At 41.9% G+C, this 12152-nt stretch carries 14 protein-coding genes; 11 read left to right on the plus strand and 3 right to left on the minus strand.

Annotation, left to right across the window (positions count from 1 at the left end; genetic code table 11):
- Window positions 1-22: 22 nt before the first annotated feature.
- Window positions 23-1513 (plus strand): MFS transporter, encoded by a 1491-nt coding sequence (locus F993_RS14875; protein WP_004653012.1) that lies wholly within the window; start codon window positions 23-25, stop codon window positions 1511-1513.
- 41 nt (window positions 1514-1554) lie between these two features.
- On the opposite strand, the gene F993_RS14870 is transcribed toward F993_RS14875, so the two are convergent.
- Together F993_RS14870 and F993_RS14865 are read right to left on the minus strand one after the other, a co-directional pair.
- Window positions 1555-2148: a Maf family protein gene (locus F993_RS14870; RefSeq protein ID WP_004653013.1), complete on the minus strand. Its 594-nt coding sequence runs from the start codon at window positions 2146-2148 to the stop codon at window positions 1555-1557.
- Window positions 2148-2531: a DUF2237 family protein gene (locus F993_RS14865; RefSeq protein WP_004653014.1), complete on the minus strand. Its 384-nt coding sequence runs from the start codon at window positions 2529-2531 to the stop codon at window positions 2148-2150. Before F993_RS14865 ends, F993_RS14870 begins: the two co-directional genes overlap by 1 nt.
- Window positions 2532-2670: 139 nt before the next feature.
- Here F993_RS14865 and F993_RS14860 point away from each other — a divergent pair, with 139 nt between their 5' ends.
- On the plus strand, window positions 2671-3858 hold the full coding sequence (locus F993_RS14860) for a phosphoglycerate kinase (protein ID WP_004653015.1): 1188 nt from the start codon (window positions 2671-2673) through the stop codon (window positions 3856-3858).
- Window positions 3859-4012: 154 nt separating this feature from the next.
- Window positions 4013-4258: a hypothetical protein gene (locus tag F993_RS14855; RefSeq protein WP_004653016.1), complete on the plus strand. Its 246-nt coding sequence runs from the start codon at window positions 4013-4015 to the stop codon at window positions 4256-4258.
- 49 nt (window positions 4259-4307) lie between these two features.
- On the opposite strand, the gene F993_RS14850 is transcribed toward F993_RS14855, so the two are convergent.
- On the minus strand, window positions 4308-4691 hold the full coding sequence (locus F993_RS14850) for a hypothetical protein (RefSeq protein WP_004653017.1): 384 nt from the start codon (window positions 4689-4691) through the stop codon (window positions 4308-4310).
- A 255-nt stretch (window positions 4692-4946) separates the two neighbouring features.
- On the opposite strand from F993_RS14850, the gene F993_RS14845 reads away from it, so the two are divergent.
- From F993_RS14845 to purF, 8 genes are all read left to right on the plus strand, one after another.
- Window positions 4947-5525 carry a nitroreductase family protein gene (locus F993_RS14845; protein WP_004653018.1) on the plus strand — a complete coding sequence of 193 codons (579 nt, stop codon included), beginning with the start codon at window positions 4947-4949 and terminating at the stop codon, window positions 5523-5525.
- Window positions 5526-5576: 51 nt separating this feature from the next.
- On the plus strand, window positions 5577-6650 hold the full coding sequence (locus tag F993_RS14840) for an NAD(P)H-dependent glycerol-3-phosphate dehydrogenase (RefSeq protein WP_004653019.1): 1074 nt from the start codon (window positions 5577-5579) through the stop codon (window positions 6648-6650).
- Between the two features lie 57 nt (window positions 6651-6707).
- The gene (locus F993_RS14835) at window positions 6708-7163 is read left to right on the plus strand and encodes a SixA phosphatase family protein (RefSeq protein ID WP_004653020.1); all 456 of its coding nucleotides are present in this window, start codon (window positions 6708-6710) and stop codon (window positions 7161-7163) included.
- 40 nt (window positions 7164-7203) lie between these two features.
- Window positions 7204-8343, plus strand: coding sequence for a type II secretion system protein GspL (gene gspL / locus F993_RS14830; RefSeq protein WP_004653022.1), 1140 nt, complete (start codon window positions 7204-7206; stop codon window positions 8341-8343).
- Window positions 8343-8822 (plus strand): type II secretion system protein GspM, encoded by a 480-nt coding sequence (gspM, locus tag F993_RS14825; RefSeq protein WP_004653023.1) that lies wholly within the window; start codon window positions 8343-8345, stop codon window positions 8820-8822. Before gspL ends, gspM begins: the two co-directional genes overlap by 1 nt.
- Before the next feature lie 88 nt (window positions 8823-8910).
- Complete coding sequence (locus tag F993_RS14820) at window positions 8911-9918, plus strand: quinone-dependent dihydroorotate dehydrogenase (RefSeq protein WP_004653024.1); 1008 nt, start codon at window positions 8911-8913, stop codon at window positions 9916-9918.
- A gap of 1 nt (window position 9919) precedes the next feature.
- Window positions 9920-10513, plus strand: coding sequence for a CvpA family protein (locus tag F993_RS14815; protein WP_004653025.1), 594 nt, complete (start codon window positions 9920-9922; stop codon window positions 10511-10513).
- 24 nt (window positions 10514-10537) lie between these two features.
- A complete protein-coding gene (gene purF / locus F993_RS14810; RefSeq protein ID WP_004653026.1) occupies window positions 10538-12076 on the plus strand; it encodes an amidophosphoribosyltransferase in 1539 nt (512 codons plus the stop codon).
- Window positions 12077-12152: the final 76 nt, after the last annotated feature.

Consider the following 12152-nt stretch of genomic DNA (forward strand, 5'->3'; position numbering starts at 1 on the left):
ATTGTCCAATTTAGAGGCATTTATGTCACGCAAGTGGTTAATTCTTGCAATTGTTGTATTGATCTATATTCCTGTCGCGATTGATGCAACTATTTTACACGTGGCGACACCTACCTTAAGCGAGTCGCTTTCTTCTTCAGCCAATGAGCTGTTATGGATTATTGATATTTATTCATTGGTTATGGCCGGGCTGATTTTACCGATGGGTGCCTTAGGGGATCGTATCGGTTATAAACGCCTCATGATTATTGGTGCGGTGTTATTTGGCCTTGCTTCACTTGCTGCTGCATTTTCGCCAACGGCATTGGTATTGATTGCTTCACGTGCTTTATTGGCTGTGGGGGGGGCAATGATTTTACCTGCAACCTTATCGGCAGTGCGCAATACTTTTCTTGATGAAAAACAACGGAACTTTGCTTTAGGGATCTGGGCAACAGTCGGTGGTGGTGGTGCAGCTTTTGGTCCATTACTCGGTGGCTTTTTGCTTGAGCATTTCCATTGGGGCTCAGTGTTCCTGATTAATGTACCCATTATGATCGCTGTGGTGGTATTGGCTGCATTTTTGATTCCGAAGCAAACAGGCCAGCCAAAGCAAAATCTGAATTTGTTACAAGCCTTGGTCTTGGTGGTTGCCATCCTGAGTATGATTTATGCCGTGAAATCGGTGATGCATGGCTTTACTGTGTGGTCAGTTCTCATCTTTGCAGTCGGTTTTAGTTTATTGGTTGGCTTTATTCGTCAGCAGTTAACATCAAAATCACCAATGATTGATATCCAATTGTTTAAACATCCTGTGATTGCAACAGGTGTGGTCATGGCGATTGTCTCGATGATGGCCTTGGTCGGATTCGAACTGTTGGTTTCGCAAGAGCTGCAATTTGTGTATCAGCTTTCACCATTGGCTGCAGGGGCATTTATTCTACCGTTTATGATTGCGATTAGTTTAGGTGGTCCAATTGCCAGTATGTTGGTGAACCGTTTTGGTCTACGTTCTGTCGCATCGCTTGGTATGCTGGTGAGTGCGATGAGTTTGTGGGGCTTGGCCAATACCAATTTGATGCAAGCACAAATCCACGCATGGGCATGGATGGTGTTATTAGGCTTGAGTGTGGAAATTGCATTGCTGTCTTCAACCTCAGCAATTATGTCCTCTGTTCCACCGAGCAAGGCCACTGCCGCAGGTGCGATTGAAGGGATGGCATACGAGTTAGGTGCAGGTTTGGGCATCGCATTTTTCGGTCTGATGTTGTCATGGTTCTATGCCAACTCGATTGTGATTCCAAGCGATGTACCGAATAACATGCTGCAGCAGGCGAGTAGTTCAATCGGAGAAGCGATTCAAGCGGCGAAACAATTACAGCCAACAATTGCTGAACATTTGATTCAATCTGCAAAACAGGCCTTTAGTCAATCGCATCGTTCCGTCCTGAACGTGGCTGCACTGCTGTTCTTGATTCTGTCGATTTTTATTTGGTTTGCATTGCCAAAAAGAGTCACTGTAGTCGAAGAGTAATCACTGACCCTGATCTAAAATGAGTTTAGGTCAGGGTGTTTTTAAGGCGCACTTATCCCAAATTGACGTAAGATCTTACACAATTGAATCATGGGTAAACCCATCAACGTAGTTTGATCATCACCCATCATTTTTTCAAATAAGCTAACCCCCAAGCTTTCACATTTAAAACTACCCGCACAATGCAAAGGTTGATCAATTTCGATGTAACGTTCAATCTCAGCCAGTGTCAGTTGACGGAATTTGACTTGGTAATGTTCGACCAATGTGTGTTCAAAACCTGATTGCAGATGTTGAACACTGAGTGCAGTACTAAAAAATACAGTTTGACCAGAATTGGTTTGTAATTGTTGAATGGCATTTTCAACACTCAGCGGCTTGCCAATAAAATCATAAGGTGCATGTTCGCGCCAAGCTACTTGATCTGAACCAATCACAATCGCATTTGGATGTTGTTCCGCAATGACACGGGCTTTTTCATAGGCCAGTCGTTTAGCCAGATCATCGGCATGTAATTCACCGTCGGCTGATTCATCAATATCAGGGGAAATACAGTGATAATCCAACCTTAAACGATCCAGCAGATCTTTACGGGTTTGACTGCTGGATGCCAAAATCAGTTCATGTTGAGGCATTAGACTGCATATTCCACAAGGATATTTAACGGAACATAATGCAGAACGGCATTATGGCAAGCATTCAACTTAATCGGCGGTGCTTGTCCTGCTTGATAAGCTTCAACCCAACGCGTTACACAGATACACCAGAAGTCACCCGGTTTGAGACCAGGGAAGCCGACTTCAGGTAACGGTGTAATGAGGTCATTGCCAACTTTTTGCGAGAAATTTAAAAACTCTGAAGTCATTTGGGCACACATCGTATGCTGACCTAAATCGGTGACCGCCGTGTGGCAAAAGCCATTACGAAAATACCCAGTGATTGGGTCATAACAACAACTGGCTAAAGGTTCGCCAAGCACGTTTAAACGATTAATTTTTGGATCTGGATGAATTGACATAATAATAGAAAGATTTAATGACGCTGATTATCATAATCAAAACTGAAGCTTTCGGCAGCTTTTCTGCAAAAAAACTCACCTTTATTTCAGAGAATCATTTAAAATTACGCCGTTTTTAAAATCAACTAGAGAGCCATCCATGAATTTTCAGCGCATGACTGATCTTGATTTAGCAGGTAAACGAGTTCTTATTCGTGAAGACTTAAACGTTCCTGTAAAAAATGGGGAAATTACCAGTGATGCACGTTTACGTGCTGCATTGCCAACCATTAAAGCGGCTTTAGAAAAAGGCGCGGCAGTGATGGTATTTTCTCATCTTGGTCGTCCTGTAGAAGGTGAGCCAAAACCAGAACAATCACTTGCACCAGTTGCTGCTTATTTAAGCAAAGCATTGGGTCAAGAGGTAAAATTATTCACAGATTATTTAGATGGTGTTGAAGTCGCAGCGGGTCAAGTGGTATTACTTGAAAACGTTCGTTTCAATCACGGCGAAAAGAAAAATAACCAAGATCTTGCGAAGAAATACGCTGCGTTATGTGATGTATTCGTGATGGATGCATTCGGTACAGCACACCGCGCAGAAGCATCAACTGAAGGTGCAGCACGTTTTGCACCAATCGCTGCTGCAGGTCCTTTATTGGCAGCTGAGTTAGATGCGCTTGGTCGTGCAATGCAAACACCAGAAAAACCAATGGTTGCGATTGTTGCAGGCTCTAAAGTATCAACTAAACTTGATGTGTTGACTTCATTGTCTACTATCTGTGATCAATTGATTGTGGGTGGTGGTATTGCCAATACCTTCTTGGCTGCAGCTGGTTTCAATGTTGGTAAATCACTTTACGAAGCGGATTTAGTTGAAACTGCAAAACAAATTGCTGCAAAAGTCAGTGTTCCATTACCTACAGATGTTGTGGTTGCAGATGCAAGCCAAATCAACTTTGAAGATTTCCTTGGCTCATTGGCAAGTGCACAAGCCGTAGTGAAAAATGTTGCTGATGTCACTGATACTGATATGATTTTGGATGTGGGTCCTGAAACGGCTAAAGCATTTGCGGACATCTTAAAATCTTCTAAAACAATTCTTTGGAATGGTCCAGTGGGTGTTTTTGAAGTAGATCAATTCGGTGAAGGAACTAAAACACTTTCATTGGCGATTGCTGAATCTGCTGGTTTCTCGATTGCGGGTGGTGGTGACACATTGGCTGCGATTGATAAATACCAAGTTGCTGATCAAATTGGTTATATCTCAACAGGTGGCGGTGCATTCTTAGAGTTTGTTGAAGGCAAAACTTTGCCAGCTGTTGCCGTTTTACTTGAGCGTGCCTAATCAGGTTTCAATTTATTGATTAATCAGAAGATACTTCAAAAAGAGTCGATGTCAATCGGCTCTTTTTACTTTTGTACAACGTTGTCGTCATCAAAATGTCATATATCTGAAATATGCTTGTCACAACTTAACCAAGTAACTGTGGAAAGCCGTGATGAAATTTAAATTAACCCTTGCTGCTCTAATTATTGCTCCAATCATGCTGACTGCGTGTGCAAAGAAAGAAGAAGCGAAAAATACTGAACAGCAAGATCAAGCAGCTTCTGCTGTAACAACACAGACGACCCCAGAGCAACAAGCTGCAATTGATGCGATTGATAAACCGAATTTAGATGAAAATAATACTGATGTTGCTGAACAAGGTGCAGCATCTGAAGTCGCTGCGAGCGAAGCGCACTAAGTGATTTAGAAAATAAAAGCCGATGTTTCAAACATCGGCTTTTTTGTATTTATGAATTAGCCTTGCAGTAGAAGGTAAGCGTAGTTTGATAATCATCATCACGTGCGAGTGAAGCATTTTTACCTGTAATCGTACCGAGTACACCTGCAGCAGCTTCGACCATTTTACCTGTTTGCTCGTCGACAACACCTTTTAATACACCTTGGTACGCAGTTTTTTCGTCAACAACGACTGGGGCTGTGTTGCGGGTACAGGTTTTCTGTGCAGCAGTAACCGCATTGTTTTTTGCAATCAGGTTGGTTTTACCAATGCCTGTGACTTCATATTGATTATTTTCTTTTTGAATCGCCAATGTGTTGGTAGGGGTAGAGGCGCATGCAGTTAATCCAAGTGCTAAGCCACCAACTAAACTCATGATTAAGGTTTTTTTCATTACTTGTTCTCAAGTCGTTACATAATTGTGTCATTGGAACATAGAATTTCCGAACGCTTTTGCAGGTTCTGTACAGTTTATGCAGACACTCTGTAAATTTTCTCAAATGAATGATGAGTTTAGCGCTGATGATATTTGTTATTTACCAACAAAATTCAATTATAGACATCTATGACAAGCATGAATTAAGCATAGTGAAAATCATTCAGACTATGCTAATCTAGCGCCATCCTTGTGTTAGTTAGATTCATTTCAATGACGGACTCAAATATAGAGACAATTCATCAAAATATTCATCAACGTCAATCTATTGGGCAACTCATTGAGCCTGCGCCGAATACAGAACAACTTGAAAAAGCAGTGCAAGCTGCATTGACCGCACCTGATCATCATCGTTTAAAACCAACTCGTTTTGTGATTGTCACCCCAGAGCTACGCGCGGCTTTTGGTGAGCATTTAGCGAGTGCTTTAGCAGATTTGGGCGAGGCAGATCCAGCACAACTTGATCGAGTAAAACAGCATCCATTTCGTGCACCTTTGTTGGTTTTGGCTTTGACGACGATTCAAGATCATCCTAAAGTGCCACACTTTGAACAGATTTTAAGTACAGGTGCTGCGATTCAAAACTTCTTGCTCTCTTTACAAGCGCAAGGTTTTGCAACCATGTGGCGATCTGGTGCGGTGGTTGAATCGAATTGGTTGAAACAGCAATTGGGATTAAAACAACAGGATCTTATTTCTGGAATTATTTATATCGGAACAGCAGCGAAAGCGATTGCACCAAGAGCAGAAATAGACAGCCAAGATTTCGTAAAAATATGGCAAGCTCACTAAGCTTTATTTTGAGCCATTCATTAAAGAAAGAAATTCGTTTCAGGATAAAAAATGTCAGAGTTAAATTTTAGCGATTTAGTTGAACCCGTTGCTGTAGATCAGAAAACAGCATTGAGAATTACGGTACTGGGTGGTGGTAGTTTTGGTACGGCGATGGCGAATTTAGCGACTAGAAATGGTTGCGACACCATGATTTGGATTCGTGATGCGTCCGTCGCAGAAGAAATTAATCAAACGCATATCAATAAACGCTATTTACCTGACTACCCACTAGAGCCAGCTTTACGTGCCGTTGCCGACTTGGAATTGGCTGTACGAGATCGTGATATCATTCTAGTGGCGATTCCAAGCCATTCATTTCGTGATGTGTTAAAGCAAATTGCGCCATTTATTACAGCGCAAGCGGTGGTTTCATTGACCAAAGGGATTGAAGCAAAAACCTTTAGCTTTATGAGCGATATTATTCGTGCTGAATTGCCTGAAGTGCCTTATGGCGTATTATCAGGACCGAATCTTGCCAAAGAAATCATGGCAGGCATGCCATCTGGGACGGTCATCGCCAGTGAATCAGAACTGGTGCGTTATGCAGTGCAACATGCGCTGCACAGTGCCTTGTTCCGCGTATTTGGCAGTGATGATGTGCACGGTGTAGAACTGGGCGGCGCATTGAAAAATATTTATGCAGTTGCCATGGGAATGGGTGGGGCTTATAAGATTGGTGAAAATACCAAGAGCATGATTTTAACCCGTGCTTTGGCTGAAATGAGTCGTTTTGCAGTAAAGCAAGGTGCTAATCCATTGACCTTCTTAGGTTTGTCTGGCGTCGGTGATTTATTTGCCACCTGTAATAGTCCATTAAGTCGTAACTATCAAATTGGTTTTGCGTTAGGCTCTGGGAAAACCTTGGATCAAGCGACTAAAGAGTTGGGTCAAACTGCGGAAGGGATTAATACCATCGTTCAGGTGCGAACCAAAGCTGAAGAGCTGGATGTGTATATGCCGATTACCAATGCACTGTATGAAGTGATTTTTGAAGGGGCGCCGCCAATGACCATTGCATTGTCATTGATGAAAAATGGTCATCGTAGTGATGTGGAATTTGTTTTACCGCATCATGAAGTTTAATCAAAAAACTGTCATCTATTCGCGTTATGATACAGCTATAAAAAATAAGGTCGTTTTATGCAGTTAACTTTAGTTCGTCACGGTGAAGCCTCTCCAGCCATCAATGGAAATGATATGCAGCGTCCACTCACGTCGCGTGGGCATCAACAAGCTGAGCAAACAGGTCATTTCTTAAAAGATGTGATTCAACCAGAAATCTTTGTGGTCAGTCCTTTATTACGTGCACAGGAAACTTTGGCGCACATCAAAGCACATTTTCACGGTATTCCCGTTTTAATTTGCGATAAGATTAAACCAGATGATGATGCCAAAGATGCGATTGAATGGTTATCCAAATTACCCTATGAGTCGATTGCAGTGGTGTGTCATATGAATGTGGTGGCACATATTGAAGAACAATTGACACATGAAGGTTTTAATCCATTTGCATTGGCTGAAGCACGTATTTATGATCAAGCTGTGATCGCGAATGGTTTGTCGACACAAAAGAATCGTTTTACACCAACATTATAATTTTTATATATCCGCAATAGGATAAGGGTACTGAACACCGATGCTGTATATATGGATGCCCGAAACCAATGGAACATGGTATTGGTCGGCAGGGGAAAATTGGTTGCAGGCACACAGTCTTGAACAGTTAATTCAGGACTTGCAAGAGCATCATGGAAAAGAGGCCGTGGTTTATTTTCCAAGCAGAAATGCTCAATTATTACAACAACCAATGACCAAAGCACATTACAAACAATTGGGACAGGAAGGGGTTAAATACCTCTTGGAAGAGTTTGTGACTTTGCCGATTGATCAAATGAAAGTGGTTCATCAGTTTCAAAATGATCAGCTCAATATCTTGGGTGTGGCGCAATATTCGATTGAAACATGGCAACATGCACTCAGCCTTTTGCCGATCCAGATCACAGCATTCTTGCCAGACTTTTTGATTGTTCCAGAACCAGAACAGAATCAAGTAGTACTACTCAATCTTTATGATCATTTATTGGTGAGAGAAAGTGCCTGGTCAGGCAACTCGGTGGATGACTTCGCCTTATATCTTGAGTTTCAAACTGCAGAAACACAGTATAAATTTGCGAATTTGAACGCTGGGCATTTGGAAAGTTTGGCGACGGCATCGAGTAAAGATCAGCGTACTGAATTCAGTTATCAATTCGAGCCGTTATTAAGACCGAAACAGCATCCTTTTAATGTTTTACCCAAAGCAAAAAATGCAGAAACGCAATGGTCTGGTTATTGGAAAGCGGCAGCAGTCGTCTTATTGGCTGTGATTATTGTACAACTGGGTTATGATGCGCTGCGCTGGTCAAAGCTGAAAAAAGTAGCTGACCAAACTGCAAGCCAAGCGATTGAGCAATATAAAGCTTGGTTTGGTGAAAATATACGAGTGACTGAGCAAAATCTGAAAAGTTCGTTTGAAGCGCAACTGCGGATGAGTCAGCTCGGTGATACGCAAGCACTTTCATTATTAAGTCGTGTCGGCCCAATCTTGATGCAAAAACAAATTGTTGCGCAACAGGTAAGTTATGATGCCTCGACTTTGGCAATGTCGCTTAAAGCAAAATCTGCAGATGATTTACAAGGACTAACACAACAATTAAACCAACAAGGTTTCCAAGCTGAGCTCGGCAATGTGCAGGCAGATAGTGTAGGAGCGATCGGGGTGGTGAAAGTAAAATAATGAAAGCATTTACTCGATTACAAAATAGCTTCGATCAGAAAATTGAAGCATTGAATGAATATCTACAAAGTTTATCGGCCCGTGAACGTGTAATGGTGATTTTTACCACTATTTTTGTGATCGTTGCTGCCATTGGTTGTTCTTTGTGGCAAATGCATGCCTTGGCTGATAAGCAACAGAAGCGTTTAAATGATTTAAAGGATATTACCGTATGGATGCAGAGTAATGCTGCGACCATGAAACCTGCGGCTGATTCAAGTTTAACTGTAGCGGATAAAATCCAACGCACAGCGCAACAACAAGGTTTAGCGGTATCTTCTCAACAAAATGGAGAACAAATTCAGCTCGTAGCTGAACATCAGAACTATGCGGTATTGGCTAACTTTTTGATGCAACTGTCTCAAGCAGGCATCAGTATTCAAAAAATGGATATGGTGTCAAACAATAATCAGATTAAATTAACTGCAACAGTACAGTAAGCCATTAAAAACCCTATGTCAGGCATAGCGTTTTGATACGCCTATGCCTATAATACGTCTACTTGAAAATCAGTAGACTGTGATTGGTATGTTATATTCATTGGCTCGCCCTTTGTTGTTTACTTTAGCGCCAGAGCGTGCACATGAACTTACACTCTCTATGCTAGATAAGGCCCACAAACTTGGCTTTATGCATCAGAAAGTTGCGGCAAAACCTGTGACATGTATGGGAATTGAGTTTCCAAACCCTGTCGGTCTTGCGGCCGGTCTAGATAAAAATGGTGCGCACATTGACGCTTTAGCGGCATTAGGCTTTGGTTTTATCGAAATTGGAACCATTACACCACGTCCACAAGCTGGTAATCCTCTACCTCGTTTATTCCGTATTCCTCAAGCAAAAGCCATTATTAACCGCATGGGGTTTAACAATGACGGTGTGGATAAACTGATTGAAAATGTAAAAGCGTCAAAATTTAAAGGTGTGTTAGGTATTAATATCGGCAAAAATGCGGATACACCTGTTGAAGATGCAGTATCTGATTATCTGATTTGTCTAGAAAAAGTTTATAATTACGCTTCTTATATTACGGTTAACATTTCATCACCGAATACGAAAAATTTGCGTAGTTTGCAGAGCGGCGATGCGCTAACTGAGTTGTTGCAAACCTTAAAAGATCGTCAGCTCGAACTGGCAGATCAATATAATCATTATGTCCCATTGGTGCTTAAAGTCGCACCAGATTTAAGCTCAGAAGATATCCATTTTATTGCAGCGCAATTACTGCAATTCAAAATTGATGGTTTGATTGTGACCAATACGACTTTGGGCCGTGATGGTGTGGAAAACTTGCCAAATGGAAATGAGGCGGGTGGCTTGTCTGGTGCGCCAGTATTTGAAAAGAGTACTGAATGCTTACGCCAATTTGCTGAAGTGTTGGCGGGACAAATTCCATTGATTGGTGTTGGCGGTATTTTAGCAGGCGAGCAAGCAGTTGCAAAACAGCAAGTAGGTGCAAGCTTGGTGCAAGTGTATAGCGGTCTGATTTATACAGGCCCAACACTGGTCAAAGACTGTGTTGATGCGATGACTGTGTGAAATGAACACGCTTGATATCATTATTCTGGTCATCTTGCTCATTGGAGGGCTGAACGGTTTGCGTCAAGGATTTATAAAAGCCTTTGCGAACTTGATCGGATGGATATTTGCATTGATCATTGGGGCAAAATACGCTGTGGTGTTGGCACCTGCAATGAGCAGTCTTAGCCAAGACCCTGTTGTGCAAAAAATTGCAGCATTTGCCTTTATTGTGTTGATTATTGTGGTGTGTACATGGATTGTGTCTGCATTACTGAATGGGCTCTTGAAAAGTTTAAAATTGGGCCCATTAAATCGTTTAGCAGGTGGTGCGTTTGGTTCTCTCAAGGGACTTCTTATTGTATTGATAGCCATGCAGGGTTTAGGTCCTTGGGTTGAAAGTTCGCCACATTGGAAACAGTCTAAATTCGTACAAATTTTATTACCTTACGCACCTTTGGCGACTGAATTGTCCAAAGATGCGGCGAATCAAGCTTTAAATCAAATGACATCTGAAGGTGCGTTATTACATCGCCCTTCGCAAGAAATGGACGAATCGGAACGTGCGTCTGTGAATGAGCGTTCCGATCATTCGACCAAAAATCCTTTTTATTAATCACTAGCTTGTCGCGAGGTTGCTATGTGTGGAGTTGTTGGGATAGCCGGTAAATCACCAGTGAACCAAATGTTATTTGATGCCTTAACGATGCTGCAACATCGAGGACAGGATGCTGCAGGGATCGTAACTTGCCATCAAGGGCGTTTATTCCTCCGCAAAGATAACGGGATGGTACGCGATGTATTCCATACCCGTCATATGCGTGCATTGCTTGGAAACTATGGGATTGGGCATGTTCGCTACCCAACTGCAGGTTCATCAAGCAGTGCTGAAGCGCAACCCTTCTACGTCAACTCACCCTATGGTATTACCCTTGCTCACAATGGTAATTTGACCAATGCTGCTGAAATTCATGATGACCTGTTCAAAACAGATTTACGTCACATGAACACCGATTCTGATTCTGAAGTTTTACTCAATGTGTTTGCACATGAGTTACAGAAGATCGGCACTTTAAACCCAACACCAGAAGATATTTTCCACACTGTATCTCGCGTGCATGAGCGTTGCAAAGGGGCTTATGGCGTCGTGGCAATGATTACTGGTCATGGCTTAGTGGGCTTCCGTGATCCAAATGGTATTCGTCCTTTGGTTTACGGTTCGCGTGAAACTGAACAGGGTGTTGAATATATTATTGCGTCTGAATCAGTTGCGATTACTGCACTTGGTTTTAAGGTTGAACGTGATATCGCACCAGGTGAGGCCATTTTCATTGATGCCAATGGTCAATTATTCACAAAGCAATGTGCTGCAAATCCTGAATATCGTCCATGTATTTTTGAATATGTCTACTTTGCGCGTCCAGATGCAACCATTGATGGCATTTCAGTATACAAAGCCCGTTTAAAAATGGGTGAGAAGTTGGCGCACAAGATTCTAAAAGAATGGGGTGAGCAACACGATATTGATGTGGTGATTCCAATTCCAGATACCAGCCGTACTTCTGCTTTAGAATTGGCGAATATTTTAGGTGTGAAATTCCGTGAAGGTTTTATGAAAAACCGTTATATCGGACGTACCTTCATTATGCCTGGTCAGCAACAACGTAAAAAATCAGTACGTCAAAAGCTAAACCCTGTTGAGCTTGAATTTAAAGACAAGAATGTTTTATTGGTGGATGACTCGATTGTACGTGGTACCACCTGTAATGAAATCATTCAGATGGCACGTGATTCGGGTGCGAAGAAGGTATTCTTTGCTTCTGCTGCGCCGATGGTGAAATATCCAAACGTCTATGGAATTGATATGCCAGCCAAGGCAGAGTTGATTGCATCAGGACGTACAGTCGAAGAAATTCGTGAAAATATTGGTGCAGACCGTTTGATTTTCCAAGATTTGGAAGATTTGAAAAATGCAGTACGCACCAGCAAAGTACCTGATCTTACTGAATTTGATTGTTCAGTTTTTGATGGTATCTATGTTGCGGGTGGTATCGACAAAGTATACCTCGATGCACTTGAGCAAAAGCGTAGTGATTCAGCGAAAAAGAAAGCAGATGGCTATATTGATGTGAATATTGATGCAGCATCAGTTGACTTAACTGGGATTAAAGAAGAGTAATCATCTTAATCTTTAGAAAAGCGGGAATTTCCCGCTTTTTTATTTTATGATAGTCGGTACGGAAACCTTAACTGAA

The organism is Acinetobacter proteolyticus, assembly GCF_000367945.1.
GTDB classification, from domain to species: domain Bacteria; phylum Pseudomonadota; class Gammaproteobacteria; order Pseudomonadales; family Moraxellaceae; genus Acinetobacter; species Acinetobacter proteolyticus.